The 17,132-nt window shown below is 61.1% G+C and carries 15 protein-coding genes; 11 read left to right on the top strand and 4 right to left on the bottom strand.

The features are described from left to right. The first annotated feature begins 24 nt into the window (after positions 1 to 24). Positions 25 to 1,182, top strand: coding sequence for a cell division protein FtsZ (ftsZ, locus tag HKX41_06050; protein ID NNC23715.1), 1,158 nt, complete (start codon positions 25 to 27; stop codon positions 1,180 to 1,182). Positions 1,183 to 1,301: 119 nt separating this feature from the next. After that, positions 1,302 to 2,222: a UDP-3-O-acyl-N-acetylglucosamine deacetylase gene (locus tag HKX41_06045; GenBank protein ID NNC23714.1), complete on the top strand. Its 921-nt coding sequence runs from the start codon at positions 1,302 to 1,304 to the stop codon at positions 2,220 to 2,222. Here the strand turns inward: HKX41_06045 and HKX41_06040 are convergent. From HKX41_06040 to HKX41_06025, 4 genes are all read right to left on the bottom strand, one after another. Continuing rightward, a complete protein-coding gene (locus tag HKX41_06040) occupies positions 2,219 to 3,178 on the bottom strand; it encodes a hypothetical protein (protein NNC23713.1) in 960 nt (319 codons plus the stop codon). The two genes, HKX41_06045 and HKX41_06040, sit on opposite strands and share 4 nt — an antisense overlap. Further along, positions 3,179 to 4,156: a hypothetical protein gene (locus HKX41_06035; GenBank protein ID NNC23712.1), complete on the bottom strand. Its 978-nt coding sequence runs from the start codon at positions 4,154 to 4,156 to the stop codon at positions 3,179 to 3,181. Positions 4,157 to 4,254: 98 nt separating this feature from the next. Next, on the bottom strand, positions 4,255 to 5,052 hold the full coding sequence (locus tag HKX41_06030) for an NTP transferase domain-containing protein (protein ID NNC23711.1): 798 nt from the start codon (positions 5,050 to 5,052) through the stop codon (positions 4,255 to 4,257). Beyond that, positions 5,049 to 6,191, bottom strand: coding sequence for an N-acetyltransferase (locus HKX41_06025; GenBank protein ID NNC23710.1), 1,143 nt, complete (start codon positions 6,189 to 6,191; stop codon positions 5,049 to 5,051). Before HKX41_06025 ends, HKX41_06030 begins: the two co-directional genes overlap by 4 nt. A gap of 456 nt (positions 6,192 to 6,647) precedes the next feature. On the opposite strand from HKX41_06025, the gene HKX41_06020 reads away from it, so the two are divergent. The 9 genes from HKX41_06020 to HKX41_05980 all read left to right on the top strand — a co-directional run bounded on the left by HKX41_06020 (position 6,648) and on the right by HKX41_05980 (position 17,121). Further along, the gene (locus HKX41_06020; GenBank protein NNC23709.1) at positions 6,648 to 8,432 is read left to right on the top strand and encodes a fatty acyl-AMP ligase; all 1,785 of its coding nucleotides are present in this window, start codon (positions 6,648 to 6,650) and stop codon (positions 8,430 to 8,432) included. Between the two features lie 56 nt (positions 8,433 to 8,488). After that, positions 8,489 to 9,433, top strand: a complete 945-nt coding sequence (locus HKX41_06015) for an NAD-dependent epimerase/dehydratase family protein (GenBank protein NNC23708.1) — start codon at positions 8,489 to 8,491, stop codon at positions 9,431 to 9,433. After that, positions 9,430 to 9,669 (top strand): acyl carrier protein, encoded by a 240-nt coding sequence (locus HKX41_06010; protein ID NNC23707.1) that lies wholly within the window; start codon positions 9,430 to 9,432, stop codon positions 9,667 to 9,669. The genes HKX41_06015 and HKX41_06010 overlap by 4 nt, the downstream gene beginning before the upstream one ends. Before the next feature lie 9 nt (positions 9,670 to 9,678). Further along, positions 9,679 to 10,872, top strand: coding sequence for an aminotransferase class I/II-fold pyridoxal phosphate-dependent enzyme (locus tag HKX41_06005; GenBank protein ID NNC23706.1), 1,194 nt, complete (start codon positions 9,679 to 9,681; stop codon positions 10,870 to 10,872). A 47-nt stretch (positions 10,873 to 10,919) separates the two neighbouring features. Continuing rightward, a complete protein-coding gene (locus HKX41_06000) occupies positions 10,920 to 11,678 on the top strand; it encodes an SDR family NAD(P)-dependent oxidoreductase (protein ID NNC23705.1) in 759 nt (252 codons plus the stop codon). A 40-nt stretch (positions 11,679 to 11,718) separates the two neighbouring features. After that, complete coding sequence (locus tag HKX41_05995; protein ID NNC23704.1) at positions 11,719 to 12,495, top strand: aspartyl/asparaginyl beta-hydroxylase domain-containing protein; 777 nt, start codon at positions 11,719 to 11,721, stop codon at positions 12,493 to 12,495. A gap of 65 nt (positions 12,496 to 12,560) precedes the next feature. Next, positions 12,561 to 13,502: a lysophospholipid acyltransferase family protein gene (locus tag HKX41_05990; protein ID NNC23703.1), complete on the top strand. Its 942-nt coding sequence runs from the start codon at positions 12,561 to 12,563 to the stop codon at positions 13,500 to 13,502. Between the two features lie 72 nt (positions 13,503 to 13,574). Further along, positions 13,575 to 16,031 carry a hypothetical protein gene (locus HKX41_05985; GenBank protein NNC23702.1) on the top strand — a complete coding sequence of 819 codons (2,457 nt, stop codon included), beginning with the start codon at positions 13,575 to 13,577 and terminating at the stop codon, positions 16,029 to 16,031. After that, positions 16,024 to 17,121: a nucleoside-diphosphate sugar epimerase gene (locus tag HKX41_05980; GenBank protein NNC23701.1), complete on the top strand. Its 1,098-nt coding sequence runs from the start codon at positions 16,024 to 16,026 to the stop codon at positions 17,119 to 17,121. Before HKX41_05985 ends, HKX41_05980 begins: the two co-directional genes overlap by 8 nt. The last annotated feature ends 11 nt before the right edge of the window (positions 17,122 to 17,132 follow it).

Raw genomic sequence — 17,132 nt, 5'->3', positions numbered from 1 at the left:
AGAGCGAGCCATAGGAGGTGCAACGTGCCTGAAGTATTCGAATTTTCCGAAGAGCACAATGAGCAGGCGGTAATCAAAGTGATTGGCGTCGGCGGCGGCGGGGCCAACACCGTCAACCAGATGGTATCCAGCGGTATCGCGGGTGTGGATTTTATCTGCGCTAACACCGATGCTCAGCATCTGGAACGCTGTGAGGCCGATTCACTGGTCCAGCTCGGTGTCAATGTGACCCGCGGGCTTGGTGCTGGTGCCAATCCGGATATTGGCCGTCAGGCTGCAGAAGAAGACCGTGACCGCATCCGTGAATCAATCGAGGGTGCGGACATGTTATTCGTGACCTGTGGCATGGGCGGCGGTACCGGTACTGGTGCATCGCCGGTCGTTGCCGAGGTGGCCCGGGAGATGGGGATTCTCACGCTCGCGGTGGTCACCAAACCGTTTCCGTTCGAGCGCGGCAAGCGTATGAATACCGCCAAGAGTGGAATCGAGGAACTCGGCCGCCATGTCGACTCATTGATCGTCATTCCGAACGAGAAACTGCTGACTGCGCTCGGCAAGACCATCACCCTGAAAAATGCTTTCGAAGCAGCCAACAATGTGCTGCACAACGCCGTTCAGGGTATTTCCGATCTGATCACCCGGCCGGGTATCATGAACGTCGACTTCGCCGACGTGCGTCGTGTGATGTCGGTTCAGGGCATGGCGATGATGGGCCGGGCTCAAGCCAGTGGTGAAGATCGGGCGCGTGAAGCTGCGGAAGCGGCGCTGTCGAGCCCGCTACTCGATGATCTAAGCTTGAGTGGCGCCCAAGGGCTGTTGGTGAACGTCTCCGGTGACGAGAATCTGGGTATTCACGAATTCCAGATCGTCAACGAAGTCGTGGCCGAAATGGGCGGCGAAAACGCTGAGGTCATCGTGGGCATGGCCGACGATCCGAATATAGCCGACGAACTTTGCGTCACCGTCGTGGCGACGGGGTTGGGCGGACAACCGCAGGAGCGAACGCCCGAAGCGTCGCAACAAGCCACGAGTCAGTCGGAGGATGTCGACCAGATGCGCTATGCGGATCTGGACCGGCCCACGGTTATCCGGCGGCAGCCACAGCAGGCGGCCGACGACAACGCGGCTATGGATATGGACTACTTCGACGTTCCGGCGTTTTTGCGCAATCAGGCTGATTGAGCCTGGATCGAGGCGGCCAACCTCGCCGACTCTGGCTCGCGCGGCGAGTTGGCCGTTATCGATGACGTCGCTATGATGAACTCGCGTAGGCCGCGCTACGTCGAATCGGAAGCTAGTGAATGATTCAACAACGCACACTACAAAATCCGATCTCGGCGAGTGGTGTCGGCTTGCACTCGGGCGTGGTCGTTGACTTAACACTGTGGCCGGCGCCAGTCGATCACGGCATTGTGTTCCGACGCACCGATTTGGCTGAACCGGTCGATTTGCCGGTGCAGGCTGATTGCGTCGGTGATACGCATCTGGCGACAACGCTTGTCCGCGACGTTGTCACCGTTAAAACGGTCGAACATCTTTTGGCTGCATTGGCCGGCCTCGGCATCGACAATGTCCGGATCGATATCACGGCACCCGAGGTGCCGATCATGGACGGCAGTGCCGGACCGTTCGTTTTCCTTATCCAATCGGCGGGCATCCAGGCGCAACCGGACGCGAAGCGCTTCGTCCGCGTTTGTCGCTCGACGTGCGTGACCGACGGTGACAAATGGGCCCAATTGGAGCCGGCAGAGAGTTTTGAGGTCGACTGCTCGTTGGATTTCGACCATCCGGTGCTCGCGGCCGTATCGCAGGCAGCGCACCATGATTTTGCCGTAACGTCGTTTGTTCGTGAGGTCAGTCGGGCGCGGACGTTCGGCTTCTTAAGTGAGCTTGAGGCCATGCGCGCTGCGGATCTTGCGCGCGGCGGTGGCACACATAACGCGGTCGTGCTCGACGACGATGCTGTGGTCAATCAGGAAGGCCTGCGCTACGCCGACGAGTTTGTCCGCCATAAAATACTCGACGCTGTGGGCGACTTGTATTTGCTTGGTCATGGTTTGATCGGCCGCTATACGGCGTTTAAGTCGGGGCACGGGCTGAATAATCGACTCCTGCGCGCGCTGTTGGCCGACCCGACGGCGTGGGAAATCGTCAGTGCCGAATCGGTGACGAGATCGCCGATGAATTTCGGTCAGACGCCAGCGGCCAACGTCGCTGCTTAGCTAGTCTTATTGCGCCGCCGAGCGGCGCGCAGAGCACGCCAAAAAACCGGCCAACCGAAGATCAGTGGATGGCGTCGCACGCGCGGTGTAATCTCGGCTTGGTAGCCGGTATGTCGAGCGAGCTTCCAAGCACCGTAGTCGACTGCACCGTCGAACGTAAAACAGGCCTTGACCAGTCGCAGTACCGACAGGCCACGACCTTGCACACCCCGCAGCCACCAAACAAGGCGCGTTAATCGGGTTTGTGTTGCGGCCGTATCGAGTAGGACATCGCCGTTGGGTTCGCGTCGGAGTCTGTGCGAAACAAAATACATTGCCGCCAGAAAACGTCTTGCGTATTCATCGGCGCGCTCGCCAATAAATACTTGTTCGCGCTGCCCCGACTCGACACGGATTTCGCTGGCAAAACTCAAAGCTAGCGCACGCTCGAACCAGTGCGCTGGGCTCGTCCGACCGGAGCCCAGCGCAGGCAGCGCACGCTCGAGCAGGGTGAGCACAGCCTGCCCGCAGGCGGCACGCAGCTCTTCGTGTGCTGGGTTATTGCGGGCGTAAACAATCGCTATCGGCTGGGCAAGTCGGCCCCACAGCGTGGATGAAAATGCGCGTTCGACGCCGTGTGCCAACTGTGAACGCGTGATCAGTGCATATTTACAGGCCAGGGTGGTCTCGGCGGTTTCAACTTCGAGATAGTAAACATTGGGCGGGATAATACGGCCGGCCGCAGCCGCACATCGATGCGTGCTGGCCGCGCGAAAACCGTCGGCCACGACATAGAAATCGACCAATCCGCTTGTCGGGTCAGCGCGCCGGAAGCACGAGCCGTAATAGATGATGCCGAGGACCGCCGATCGATGCCGGGTGACTACTGCATCGATTAGCGGCTTGAGCTGGTCTTGATCGGTCGCGCGACACGCACCGGCTATCGTGAGCAGTGATTCGTGCTCGGGCGTAGGCATCTAAAAGGATACGAAAGACGCCGACCCGGCGATCGACACGGCGACCGGGCCGCGGGCGGAGTCGGCCACGAAGCGTTCGCCGTCGACGACGAATCCGCCGTCGAAATCCAACTCGAGCGAATCGGCGCGTGCACTCGTGTAGCCATTGGCCGGCGTTGTGCCACGGCCCGGTCGCCCCCAGGCAGCGCCGGGAAGGCGGCGTAGCACACCGCGCGCGCGGCCGGCGAGGACGCTCCAGGCCAGTCGACCGTCACCGCCGCCCCAGAAGGGTCGGAAACGAAGTAGTAGCCGATCGAGTGTGGTGGCAACAAAAATCATGGCGTTGTCATCGACGGTGTGACCATGATTGTCATGTATGCGCATAGCCACCGTTTGAAAGTGGCGATAATCGGATAGCGCCAGTGCCTTGATAAAACGCGCAAAGGCGATTGCCGGCCCGGCGCTGCCGCGCAAGCCCGCGCTGTGCAATTGTGACTGGGTGTAGGTAACGGCGTGGTCGATCGCGCCAGCGCCGATGACCATGCCGCAGAATGGCGTGGCGTCGGGCGCGACTTGGATTGCCAACACCGATCGCTGCGTAAGACGCGCGTGTTTGGTCGCTGGATCTTTTGCAAATGCCACCAGCGGTTGCCAGCCCTGTCGTCGGATGTCGATCGTGCCGGTGTCGTGGCCGGTCATGTTGGTACTGCCACTGGCGATAATCGCGATTATCGGTGAGCTGGCAAATACCTCGCCGAGGAGGATGTGGGTCAACACGTTGCGGACCGTGCCATCGCCCCCGGCGATGGCCAGCAGCGTGACGCCGGCGTCGTTCAATTCGGTCAGCGCTTGCCCAACCTCATCGAAAGTTTGGGCGGTGGCCATCGGCACGTCACTGGGTGGCGGTCGGCGTCCGAGGATCTGTTCGTGTCGGCCACTGGCTGGATTGGCCAGAATGCCAAGACGATGGGGTGGCGGGCAGTCTGATGTCGCTGTCATCGACGGATTAGCTCTTGCGCGGCGTGCTCGTTCGGATTAATAACTGGGATAAGCGGTGTGGCTTGTAAAGCTAAATGGTTGGTGGGGAAGTTATGCATTTAAGCGTCTGCTTCGCGCGCGGCCAGTATCTGTTCGGCGAGTTGCAGATCGGCCGCTGTGTCGACGTCGAGCCCGGCTTCGGCGGCCTCGATTTCGGTGATACCGAAGCTTAAATCCAGCCGTTTGGCGAGGTGGCGTCGTGCGTCTTCCAGCGTCAGTCGGCCGCATAGATACGCGAGTGTGCCGGTCCATCCAAGCAGTCTTGCCATGTAGCGGGCGGGGGTTTTACGTGCGGCCTCGAATGCCCGCCAGCGATCCACCAGGGCGCGGCCGGCCGGGCCGGCAACCGTGAACAGATTCGCCGTGCAATAACCATCCCCCGGCCCGAGTCGGATGGTTGTGGGCTGTGCCTGAGGATAGGCTGCGGCCAGTGCGGCGCGTGGCACCAGCGCGACGGTACATTCGAATTGATGTGCTTTGGTCAGCACCTGTTCAACCCATTCGCTCTGAAGCAGGCCGTGGTCCACGCTGGTTAGAAGCACCGGTCGGTCGTCTGGGATTGAAGTGAGGGCGTGCGCGGCGCTCGCGGCCGGGGAAATGTCCGGTTCGATCCAGGTGGCGCCGGTGGCTTCGAGCCACGACCAGCGCTCGGGCACCATGTCGAGCACCGCACGCGATGGGCCGACCAGACGGACATCGTCGATGGCGGGTACGGCGGCTAGCGTGGTTGTTACGCGCTCGACTAGCGTGCGGCCCGCGACCGGGGCGAATGCCTTGCAGGGCGCGCCGGTCGCGGCTGCAACCGGGTCCTCGGCGCCTCGATCGCCGGCTAATACGAGCGCGGTGATGCCGCTCATGGCGTAAGTTGTTTTTCGTAGACGCGGTAAGTCTTGTAGGCGCTCGCGCCGAGCCCTTCGATAATTTCGCGCATGCCACGGTTGTCATCGAGTATCCACGACAACTCACAGCCGGTGGCGCCGTGGTCGAGCAGGCGCTGCTGCAGCTTCCCGATAACGGCATAGGCCAGCGCAGCGCCCAGGATACCGCCCTGAAATGCGCGCCGCACGCCCATGAGTGGGATACGCGATGTGCTCGGGAAGCCTATTTTGAGCCGCCAGATCAGCTTGAAGATGCCGGTGGGCAACAGGCGCCCGTCGATATCGCGAGCTGCTTCGTTGAGGTTGGGCAGGCCCACAATGAAAGCAGCTGGCTGGCCATCTAGCTCAGCGATCTGTACTAAATCGTGGGCAATCAGATGCTTGAGCGTGTTACCGAGATCTTGGAATTCGGCCTGAGTGATTGGTACAAACCCCCAGTTTTCGGCCCAGGCGTCGTTGAACAGATCGCGGATCAAATCGAATTCGTCCGCGAAGCGTTTACGGTCGATCGGCCGTACCCGGATACGCTCCGCGTAGCGTGAGACCACGCGTTGCATGGCTCGGGGATGCTCGAAGGCCATGTCGATCCAGTAGGCCAGCATGTCCTTGGTGCCATAATAGCCGAGCGCTTCCAATCGCTCGGCATAATAGGGCCGGGCGTGACCCATCATCATGGCCGGCGGTGTATCGAAACCATCGACGAGCAGCCCGCATTCATCGTTGATGGTTAAATTGAACGGGCCTTGGATCTTGTCAACGCCGCGTTCGGCCAACCAGTTTTCGGCAGTAGCAGTGAGTTGCTTGAATACCGCAGCGTCGTCGGGCGCTTCGAGCATGCCGAAATAACCCACGGAATCCGGCTGAATCTGTGCTCGAATACTGTCGATCTGAGCGGTGATACGCCCCACAGGTTGACCGTCGCGCCAGGCTAGCCAAGCAGCCAGGTCAAGGTGCTCGAACGCGGGATTCGTCTGGGCGCCGAGATGCAGGTAACGTTCGAGACGAATTGGTGGGCGCCACATCGGATCGTCGGCGTACAGCGGCCATGGCACATTGATAAACTGTTTGCGCTGGTTGCGATCGGCAAAGTCGATCGATTGCACCGTGACGCTGTTCATGAGTAGTAGGTATCCGTGTTTTGTAGCGCGCGGACTTTAGCACTATGGCCGTTAGTTGGCGGCGTAAACCTGTGTTGGTACAACGCGCGAACTTGTCTCCGGTGGTGTTTGCCCCAATACACTATTGATATGAAAAAACAGTGAATCTGCCATAGCAACATGCACGCGGTATTGGAATAAAGTAAAATCCGCGCGCAAATTGGTCGCAACCCTCGGCATAACATGAGCGCCGTTTAGAGGTGCTCGTGTTATGCCGAGGGTTTGGACAGAGGTGCGCCTACCTGATGAAAGAATCGACGCTACTATCCGTCCGGTTCGGTGTTTAATTTTGGAAACCGCGGCCAATCCATTCCTTCAAGTTCTTCGCCGAGGTTCCGGATTTTATGGGATTTTTTATGATATCATCGCGTCGAATCGGCTGGCGCATAGTATATCGGTGAAACAGGGCAGCTATATATGACGCAAACGCCCACTCAGCATCGGTTACCGCTTCGGTATGCCGATTTCGCGACGTTGGCCCAAGCACTCGACTATGCCGCCACTGGCGACACGGGTTTTAATTTCTATGGCGGCCGCGGTCAGCTTACGACCGTGCTTCCTTACGCCGAACTGCGTGATCGTGCGCTAACCGTCGCTCGACGATTTGCCGCGTTTGATCTGGAGCCGGGCTCGCGTGTTGCGCTCGTGGCGGATACGGCGGCCGGCTTCGCCGAGAGCTTTTTCGCTTGTCAGTATGCAGGGCTTGTGCCGGTGCCGTTACCGGTTACGGTCGGTCTGGGTAGTCGCGACGCCTACGTCGCCCAATTGCGCGGACTTCTGGAAAGCTGTCGTGCTTCGATCGCGCTGGCGCCGGAAGAGTTCATGCCGTTCCTCATGCAGGCGGCGGATCAGATGTCGCTGGCCCATATTGGTGCCTACGAATCGCTTGGCGAGTTAGCCGAGGCCGAATCGTTCGAGCGCCGTGACGACGTCGACAGCACGGCATATCTTCAGTACACCTCGGGCAGTACCAAGTTCCCGCGCGGCGTCGTTATTTCGCAGCGACAGGTAATGCAGAATTTGTCCAGCATCGTGACCCGCGGGGTGGAAATCCGCGAAGATGATCGACTGGCTTCTTGGTTGCCGCTGTATCACGACATGGGGCTGGTCGGTTGTATGCTGGCCGCGCTTACCTCGCAGCGGTCGGTTGATTATCTGGCAACCCGGCATTTCGCTATGCGGCCGCGGTTGTGGCTCGGCCTGATCTCGCGCAATCGCGCGACGATATCGTTTAGTCCGTCGTTTGGTTATGAGCTATGCGCGCGCCGTATACGCCATAACGCGTCTGATTTTGATCTGTCGTGCTGGCGTATCGCCGGTGCGGGCGCTGAAACCATTCGGCCGGCTTCGTTGCGGCGTTTCGCCGATACGCTGGCTTCTGCCAATTTCGATGAGTCGGCATTTCTGGCCTGTTACGGCATGGCCGAGTGTTCGTTGGCGATCAGCTTTGCGCCGGTCGGTGGCGGTTTGACCGTCGATGCGGTCGATGCCGGTAGTGTTGCCGATGAGCAACGCGCGCTTCCCGTTTCGGACGATGCCGCGGCTAAAGCTACATCCTTTGTGGATTGCGGTAGCGTGTTGCCGGAGTATGACTTCGAAATTCGTGACGACTCTGGTACGGCGCTCGGCGATCGTGAAATCGGGCATATCTTCGTGCGCGGGCCAAGCGTTATGTCGGGGTATTTTAATGACCCTGATGCCTCCGAGGCGGCGCTGTCGCCGGATGGCTGGCTCGATACCGGGGATCTTGGCTATCGCATTGATCGGCGTGTGGTCGTTACCGGGCGGGCGAAAGATCTGATTATCGTTAACGGTCGCAATATCTGGCCGCAGGATCTGGAGTGGCTCGCCGAAGCGCAGGACGAACTCCGTCCTGGTGATGCGCTGGCGTTTGCAGCCCCCTCGATGACAGGCCGTGATGCTGCCGTGCTGGTCATTCAGTGCCGGCTGCGCGAGCCCAATGCGCGTAACGAGCTGATCCGTCGCCTGGAAGGGCTTGTGCGACGCGAATACAGCATTGAATGTCTGGTCGAGGCTGTATCCCCTCATACGCTGCCGCGCACATCGTCGGGTAAGTTGTCACGCAGTGGCGCACGGCGCGACTATGTTGCACGCTTGCAACGCCAAGCGCTGGAGCGTAGCGAGGCCGATGAATCCGTGTCAGTCGGCGCTGACGAGTCGCACGGTCAGCAGGCTGGCTGAATTCAGCAGCTGCTCGCGCGTAGAGCGTCGGGCGGCTGCGTTTTGATGCTGTCGCCATGAACGTCAAACACCTCGCCGTAACCGGGGCTTCTGGTTTTATCGGTGGTGCGCTGGTTGCGGCGTTGGTGCGCAGCGGCTACGTCGTTAAAGCGCTGACGCGCCGTGACGATGCAGCGAGTAAGCTCCGCGCCCACGGTGCCGAGGTCGTGCGGGGCGGTCTGGGTGATCGTGAAGCCGTTGCCGAGCTGGTCGCTTCGGTCGATGCAGTCCTGCATTGTGCGGGCACGACTACAGGCGCCCGCTACGGCGATTTCGAGCAAACGAACGTCGCCGGGACGTGCACGCTCGTTGAAAGCCTTGCCGGCAGCTCGGTGCCGGTGCTGGCGCTATCGTCACTTGCTGCGACTCGGCCCGAGCTGTCGTACTACGCGCAAAGCAAGGCTGCCATGGAGCGCGTGCTCGAGGCCGACACGTCGCGAACATGCGTGATGTTACGGCCGCCACCGGTCTATGGCCCCGGCGATCGTCAACTCGCGCCGCTTTTCGCTGCGCTTGCGTGGGGGATTGCCCCGATGCCGGTGGCCCCCGAGTCTCGCATTTCGCTGCTTTACGTCGACGATCTGGTCAGCGCCATAGTGGCGTGGCTGGATGGCGGTGCCGAAGCCAGCGGAACCTATCCGCTGCACGACGGCACACCCAATGGCTACAGTTGGGACGAAATCGTCGATACGGTCGCCCGGGCGCGCGGTGCGCCGGTGCGGCGCTTGCGTGTGCCGCCAGGCTTGCTTTCCGGCGGTGCGAGGGTCAATCAATGGCTCGCTCGTGCACTCGGCTACAGCCCCATGCTGACGCCGGGTAAACTACGCGAGCTACGCTACCCGGACTGGGTCTGCGACAATGCTGCTTGGTGCAGCGCCGTGAACTGGCGACCGACGGTCGATCTTGCCGCCGGTTTCGGTCGACTGCGCGGACAAGATAACTATTCGGAGTCGTCAACATGAGCCGCTACGACGAGATCGCCGGGCATCTACGCGATGTGCTCAAACCTTATCTGCCGGCCGATCAAACGATCGATGATGACACGCGCTTAGTCGACGACGTCGGCCTGTCTTCGATGCAGATCATGGAAGTGATGATGGAGCTCGAAGACCAGCTCGATGCGTCAATCCCGCAGAATATATTGCCCGAAGTCGAGACATTCGCCGAGCTTGTAACGGCCATCGACGCGCATGTCTGAGGACCGCCGATGAGTCTTTTCGAAAAATTCGAATCACTGGCTGAACAGCGTCGCGAACTGGATAGCGCCGGCGTTGATCCGCTCGGCGTGCCGATGGAGCGGATGTTGTCGGCGACCGAGGCCATGATCGACGGTCGTCGAACCATCCTGGCCGGTAGCAACAACTATCTCGGGCTCACCTTTGACCCGACGTGTATCCACGCGGCTGCGATGGCGACGCGGTTCGAAGGTACCGGCACCACCGGTTCACGCATGGCCAACGGCTCCTATAACGGGCACCTCCAGCTCGAGTCCGAGCTTGCCGAGTTCTACGGTATGGCGCGAGGCATGGTGTTCTCCACCGGCTATCAGGCCAACCTTGGCACGTTGTCGGCGCTGTGCCAGCCGGGCGACGTTCTTATGCTGGATGCCGACTGTCATGCCAGTATTTTCGATGGCGCCAAACTAAGCGGCGCCGACGTAATCTGTTTCCGGCACAACGACCCGACAGATCTCGGGAAACGCTTGCGACGGCTTGGTGAGCGTGTGTCGCGAACCCTGGTTGTGGTTGAGGGCATCTACAGCATGCTGGGCGATCAAGCACCGTTGGCCGATCTGGTCTCGGTGGCCCGTGACTATGGCGCGTATATCCTGGTCGATGAAGCTCATTCGCTCGGCATCGCCGGTGTGACGGGCTGCGGCATCGCCGAAAGCCAAGGGGTGCAGCACCAGGCCGATTTCATTGTCGGGACCTTCAGTAAGAGCCTCGGTGCGACCGGTGGTTTCTGTGTGAGTCCACACGAATCGCTGGATTATCTGCGCTATACCAGCCGACCGTATATTTTCACGGCTTCGCCGCCACCGGCCGTCATCGCCTCCGTTCGTACCGCCCTGGCCGATATCCGTAGTCGACCGGATCGACGCCGCGCGTTGTGGCAATCGGCCGAACGCTTGCACGCCGCGCTCGCCTCGCAGGGCTACCAGCTCGGTGCGCCGCCGGGGCCGGTCGTAGCGGCGATGTTTGCCGATCGCGAACGCGCACTCGCTTGCTGGCAGGCGCTGCTCGACAATGGGGTCTACGTGAATCTGATGTTGCCGCCTGCGACACCTGGCGGCCATACGCTGATTCGGATCAGCTTGAGCGCGGCCCACACACGCGCCCAGATCAACCACATCATCGCGGTGTTTAGCCAACTGCAGGACGAGTTTGCCCAGCCTGGCTAAGAGCGTGCACTGGGGTCGGGGAACAGCATCACGGTGTGGATAACCGTATGAGCGAATCCGTCACCCTTATAACGGGGGCGTCCTCCGGCATCGGCCGGGCATTGTCGTTGCGTCTCGCACGACGTGGTGGGGCGCTTGCGTTGGTTGCGCGCCGTGCCGAGTCGCTCGCGGAAACCGCTGAAGCGGTTCGTGCCGCCGGTGGCGAGCCAATCACGCGCGCTGTGGATGTGACCGATGCGCGCGCGATGGCCGCTGCTGTGGCTGAAATCGAAACCGAGGTCGGCCCGGTCGACTGTCTCGTGGCCAATGCTGGCGGCGGGCAGCGCATGGGCGCATCAGAATTCGATGCCGAGGTGTTTAACGCTATCGTCGAGGTTAATCTCCTGGGAGCGGCCAATAGCGTCGCGTCTGTTCTGCCGGCGATGCGCCGGCGCGGGCGCGGCCAGATTGTCATGATTGGCAGTTTGGCAGCCCGGCTCGGCTTGCCGCGTGCGGGTGCGTATTCGGCGGCCAAGGCGGGTGTGGCCAGGCTCGCGGCCAGCCTGCGGGTTGAACTGGCGCGCGAGGCGATTGACGTAACCTTGATCGAGCCCGGTTTTGTCGATACCAAGGGGCGCAGCAAGACCGGGTCGCGCAAAAAACCCTTTCGCATGTCGCTGGAGCATGCCACGGCGCGCATCGAACGCGCTATCGACAGACGTATTGCGGTGGCCGCATTTCCTGCCGTATTGGTTGGTCTGACCGTAATTCTGCGCGTTTTGCCGCGCCCGGTTTACAATTATGTTCTACGGCGGCTCGCTGGCTAGAAGCCAGCATGTTAGCCGCTGAAAAATCAACGAGGCAGTTATGGCAACCAAGGCCGGGGATACGACGAATTTTCGACGCAAGGTCATCAAGAAAACCGGTAAGAAACTTTTCCGGGGTGGGCTTTTGCGTTTTCTGTCGCAGCAGTCGCTCATACCGGACGAACCGGTTATCGATAACAAGCATTTTGCTTGGGCTGAGGATCTGCGCGCCAAATGGCCAACGATTCAGGCCGAGCTGGATAAACTTTTGGAGCGCCGGGATGCGCTCCCCAGCTTCCAAGAGATTAGCCCCGACCAGGCCAAGATCTCGACCGATAATCGCTGGAAGACGTTCATGTTGTTCGCTTTCGGCCAGCAACTCGATTTCGGTGCCGAGATGTGCCCCGAAACCTCCAATGCATTGGCTTCTATCCCGGGCATCTCGAACGCATTTTTCTCGGTATTAGGGCCAGGTAAGCATATTCCGCGACATCGCGGTGTCACCAAAGGATTGGTGCGTTGCCATCTAGGGCTCCGGATTCCCGAGGATCGCGAGGAGCGTTGTCGGATCGAAGTCGACGGCCAGCCGTGTATCTGGCGCGAGGGCGAAATGTTTTTCTTCGACGACACGTATAAGCATGAAGTCTGGAACGAGACCGACAGCGAACGCGCGGTGTTGTTGTTCGACATTGAGCGGCCGATGCGGGCGCCCGGTCGTGCTGTGTCGCGTGCCATGATCGCCGCGCTGAAACGCACGGCTTACTACAAGGACGCGCTCGCCAACCAGGCCGAGTGGGAAAAACGCTATCGCCAGGCCACGGCAACCGACGGCGGGTGATCGACGACACAAACACGTCGTTAGCGACAGCCGATCGGATCGGCAAGGGATGATCTCGGCCACCGATGGGTGATTTCTACTTCGTGCCAGCCGGTAAATTAAACCTATCGGATAAAGTTCGGCGGTGGATATGGCGCTTCGAGGCGGCGCTGATCGGCGCTGGTCTGCGCGTGTTCCGTTGGTTGCCGTTCCGGGCGGGCCGGTGGCTGGCCGAAAAATCGTTCGCCGCGTTGGGTATGTATAACCGTCGCGCCAAAAATGCGCGTCGCAACCTGAGCGTAGCGTTTGCCGATACGTCGCCGCGCGTCATACGCGGCTACGTCCGACGCACCTTCGGCCACCTCGGTCAGGCGATGGCCGAGCTGGCCCATCTCGACAAGATTTGGGCAACGGGTCGCGTTTCTTTCGAGTTGGCGCCCGGCGCGAACCAGCCGAGTTCCGATCGGCCGACGGTGTTTGTAACCGCACACGTCGGCGCATGGGAGTTCACGCCGCTGGTCGCGCGCCATTTCAATCTGGAAATACCGGTGATTTATTCGCCGGAACGTAACCCCTATGTCGATGCTCAGTTGAACGAACTGCGCGGCGTCTACAAAAGCGAACTGGTCGCCAATCGTGGCGGTTTGCTTTCGTTTATACGCGCACTGCGCGCGGGGAAATCCGTCGGTATGACCGCCGACACACGCCTGAAGGGCGCCCCCGACGTGCCGTTTTTTGGCCACGATGCGCCGACCAACACCGGTCCCGCCTGGCTGGCTGAGCGCTACGGCGTCGATCTCGTGCCGGTGCTGGGGGAGCGGGTGTCCGGTGGATGTTACCGCGTAACCATTTTCGCGCCGATCGTGGCGTCCGATCCGGACGCGGTCCAGTCCGAGCGTGTCCACGATATGACCCACCAGATCAATCGTGTGTTCGAACACTGGATACATGAACGACCCGGCGAGTGGCTGTGTCTCAAGAGCCGCTGGAACCGGCCAGTCTATCGACAGCTCGGTATCGAAACCTGACGACGATTTTAGCGTCGCAGTCGGCGTGTCGTATCATGCGCCCTCAAATCGAGGCTCTATGAGTACGCCGGTATGGCAATTCGTTCACTGCGTGTTCTATCCACTTATCTCGGTCGGGGCGCGACCCGCCGACCAGCGGCCAATGTCAATCAAACGCTTCGGATTACGCTGGCGCCGAAATCGGATGTGACACCGAGCGATAAGCCGCCCGTGCGTATCTATCTCGGTACCGAGTCCGCTCAGTTCCGGGCCGAACGGGCGTTCGTGTGGTCGATCGAACGCGTCCGCGATCCGGCGCGCACGTACGAGATCCATTTGATGAAGGATCTGGCGGGGTTTGAGCGCCGCCTCTGGTTGACCGGTTTCACCAACTATCGCTTTGCAATTCCCGATCTGGCCGGGCGTGAAGGTCGCGCGATCTACAATGATGCCGACCAGATCTATCTGCGCGATCCGGCCGAATTGTTCGATTTGCCCATGGGCGATAAGGGCGTGCTGTCGATCAACGACCGCGATACGTCGGTCATGTTGATCGACTGCGAGCGCATGGCCGAAATGTGGAACGACGAGAGCGCGCGCAATACCAAGAACCGCGACCTCGAGAGTCGTATGCGCGCCGCTGAGCTTTGGGGGGCGATCGATGGCGGCTGGAACGCTCGTGACGCCGAATACGATCCGCATCGTTCCCATCTGATCCACTACACCACGATTCACACCCAACCGTGGCGGCCTCAGCCGCGCGACTATGTCTACGGGGCGAATCCAGCGAGCGGCATCTGGAACCGGATCGAAGGAGAAGCCGATGCGGCGGGTTTCGAACTGTTCACGGCAGCGGCACCGACGTCGGGCTTTACCGATATCAAAGACGAGGAGTTGGAGACACCGAGTGCCACCGGGCGTCGCGCGGATTGGCGTCGGCTGATTGCTGACGTTGCCGCTGTGTCGGGCGAACCTGACGGCTGCTACGTGGGACTGGAGCAGCCGTCCGGGCTAGCAACTGCGCTTGGCGTCGATAGTGGCCGATTGGCCCAGATGCGTCCGACCGACCTTGCGGATCGGTCTGCCACGACGGCCGCCGATGTGGTGTTGGTCGACGGTCTGGCTGCGTTCCCCGATCTCGATATGCCGTGGCTTCTCGATGCCTTGTTGGCACGTGCGCGGCGTGCGGTGGCCGTGACGGTGCATCTCGATGAACGAGCTGAACGCAGCGCGCCGGCCGACCCGGACTGGTGGTATCAGCAATTGGCCGCCGCTGGCCGGCGCTTCCCGGATCGCCATTGGCGCCTGATTGTGGTCCAAGCCAACCGGTTGCGGCCGGACACAGTGTTTCGCTGGAGCGGCGGTCGACTGCTTCGCGAACAGCCGCGCACCTGGGTGCTACAGCATTTCAAGACGGGGCATCGCAGTCAGGCAGAAGGACTGGCGGATGCACTCGATTGGCCGCACGACGCAAAACAGATCAAGGGGGCAACCCCGGGGCTGTTGGCTGCGTTGGCCGCGGCGCGCGTCGGCTTGGGCACATTCGGTGCACTGCGCGATCTCAAATCTCCATGGCCGGAAGTCGTTATTGCGTCCGGTTGGGCGCCGACGCTCGTGGCGCGCTGGATACAGCGCCACAGCCGGGCGGCGACACGGCTGATTCTGCTGGGGCGGCGTGGCGGCCGCGTCGGCGAAGCTGAGGATGTGGCCGTGGTATGCCAGCATTTCAATTTGCCGCCCCATCCGCGCCAGATCGAGACCGTGCTGCCGCCGTGCAAGGCACAGGCCGACCGGCTAGCCAGCGCGCGCCAGCGCTGGCCCGATCTTTACCCCGATGCCAGTGGCCCGAAAGTCGCATTCCTGGTCGGCGGTGATAGCGCGATACATGCGCTCGATGCCGAGACTGCGGCGTCGTTTGGCGCCGACATCCAGTCGCAGGTCGATACCGCAGGGGGTGGTTTGGCGGTGCTGACCAGTCGACGCACACGCAGTGCGGCCGCTGACGCGCTGCGCAACAGCCTTGGCCGTGAGGCCTGCTTTGTGCCGTGGGGCAACTATACCGACGCCGACAATCCATATCTCGGCTATCTGGCAAGTGCTGATATCGTCGTGGTCACTGGTGAAAGTGAGTCCATGCTCGCCGAAGCCGTGGCTACGGAGAAGCCGGTGTATATCGCGCCGTTGCCGCCGCAGGGCCGGGTTGGCTTGCGGCGGCGGCTGGCGGACTGGGTCGTGCGCCAAGCCAATACCGACCGCTATAACGCGCGCGGCTCGAAACGCCCCCAACAAGGCCTGCAATATCTTTGTGCACGCATCGTTGACCGCCGGTGGTTGTTGCCGCGCCGCGACACGTACGCACTGCACAACGCTTTAATCGAGGCTGGCGTAGCTCGTATGATCGATACCGAGCTTGTGGCTTGGCAACCGCCGCCGTGGCAGGAGACCGAGCGACTTGCCGGCCGTATACGCGCACTTCTGGTCAACGCTGAAACGGCGCCAGAGGCAGGGTCGGATGCCGATTCGACGACGCGACTGGCCACGAATGGCTAGCGATACGGCGGCGGTTTCGGACTCGGATTTCGACACGCCGCGCGTCTGGGTTCTGCTTGGCTATGGCGCGGGTGGGAACGCTCAGATGCATGCGCTGGCGCGGGCTGTGGGTTGGCCTTATGTGGCCAAAACCATCGTCTATAACGCGCTCAATCGGCTGCCCAACCCGCTTCTCGGCGCCTCGCTAGTGTCGGTCGACAAGCAGGGATCCGACCCGATCGAGCCACCGTGGCCCGACCTCGTGATCGCCGCTTCGAGGCGCTCGGCGCCGGTGGCACGCTGGATCAAGCGCGCCTCCGGGGGGCGCACCCGCTTGGTACATCTGCTACACACTCAGGCGCCGTTCGAGTATTTTGATCTCGTCGTCACGCTGCCGCAGTACCAGCTACCGTCGGCACCGAATGTTGTGACCAATACATTGCCGCTCAATCATGTCGATCCAGAAGCGCTGGCAGCCGCGGCGCAACAATGGGCGCCAGCGTTCACCGAATTGCCGCGCCCACAGATCGGCGTGTTGGTTGGCGGCGATAGTTCCAGTTATCGTTTCGACGCGGATACCGCGGCGCGTCTCGGCCAGGATATCAATGCCCAGGCGCAAAAAGAGGGCGGGAGCGTCCTGATCACGACCAGCCGGCGAACGCCGCCCAAAGCCGCGCGCGCACTCTGGCAGGAGATAACGGTGCCGGCCTACTGCTACAATTGGCAGTCAAACGATGCGGATAACCCGTATCTGGGAATACTGGCGCACGCCGACAAATTCGTAGTTACACCTGATAGTGCATCGATGCCTGCTGAAGCATGTCAAATGGGGCGGCCGGTTCGCATATTCGATCGCTCGTTGACCGGCGCCCGGCATAAATCGCAAGTGCGGACTTGGCTTGGTCGGTGGCTAGTGGCCAATGGCTGGTATAAGCCAAAACGCGATTTCGATGCCTTTCACGCCGGTTTGTACGCGCGTGGTTTGGTCAATCATGACCCGATGTTGGCCGTTCCGCCGGACGACCTTGGTCGCACTGCAGCCCGCGCCCGCGCGCTGGTTGAGGGTCGCCAATCCGGGCAGCACGCGGTAACCTCCGGCCAGGACAAATAGTAGAGCCGTTT

The organism is Salifodinibacter halophilus, assembly GCA_012999515.1.
Taxonomy (GTDB): domain Bacteria; phylum Pseudomonadota; class Gammaproteobacteria; order Nevskiales; family Salinisphaeraceae; genus Salifodinibacter; species Salifodinibacter halophilus.
Note: the sequence above shows the minus strand (reverse complement) of the source record. Positions and strands in the feature narration are given on the sequence as shown.

What these genes read in the sequence shown, in the direction of transcription:
- HKX41_06045 (NNC23714.1), top strand. Translation starts at nt 1,302, where the DNA reads ATGATTCAACAACGCACACTACAAAATCCGATCTCGGCGAGTGGTGTC.
- HKX41_06040 (NNC23713.1), bottom strand. Translation starts at nt 3,178, where the DNA reads ATGCCTACGCCCGAGCACGAATCACTGCTCACGATAGCCGGTGCGTGT.
- HKX41_06035 (NNC23712.1), bottom strand. Translation starts at nt 4,156, where the DNA reads ATGACAGCGACATCAGACTGCCCGCCACCCCATCGTCTTGGCATTCTG.
- HKX41_06030 (NNC23711.1), bottom strand. Translation starts at nt 5,052, where the DNA reads ATGAGCGGCATCACCGCGCTCGTATTAGCCGGCGATCGAGGCGCCGAG.
- HKX41_06025 (NNC23710.1), bottom strand. Translation starts at nt 6,191, where the DNA reads ATGAACAGCGTCACGGTGCAATCGATCGACTTTGCCGATCGCAACCAG.
- HKX41_06020 (NNC23709.1), top strand. Translation starts at nt 6,648, where the DNA reads ATGACGCAAACGCCCACTCAGCATCGGTTACCGCTTCGGTATGCCGAT.
- HKX41_06015 (NNC23708.1), top strand. Translation starts at nt 8,489, where the DNA reads ATGAACGTCAAACACCTCGCCGTAACCGGGGCTTCTGGTTTTATCGGT.
- HKX41_06010 (NNC23707.1), top strand. Translation starts at nt 9,430, where the DNA reads ATGAGCCGCTACGACGAGATCGCCGGGCATCTACGCGATGTGCTCAAA.
- HKX41_06005 (NNC23706.1), top strand. Translation starts at nt 9,679, where the DNA reads ATGAGTCTTTTCGAAAAATTCGAATCACTGGCTGAACAGCGTCGCGAA.
- HKX41_06000 (NNC23705.1), top strand. Translation starts at nt 10,920, where the DNA reads ATGAGCGAATCCGTCACCCTTATAACGGGGGCGTCCTCCGGCATCGGC.
- HKX41_05995 (NNC23704.1), top strand. Translation starts at nt 11,719, where the DNA reads ATGGCAACCAAGGCCGGGGATACGACGAATTTTCGACGCAAGGTCATC.
- HKX41_05990 (NNC23703.1), top strand. Translation starts at nt 12,561, where the DNA reads ATGGGTGATTTCTACTTCGTGCCAGCCGGTAAATTAAACCTATCGGAT.
- HKX41_05985 (NNC23702.1), top strand. Translation starts at nt 13,575, where the DNA reads ATGGCAATTCGTTCACTGCGTGTTCTATCCACTTATCTCGGTCGGGGC.
- HKX41_05980 (NNC23701.1), top strand. Translation starts at nt 16,024, where the DNA reads ATGGCTAGCGATACGGCGGCGGTTTCGGACTCGGATTTCGACACGCCG.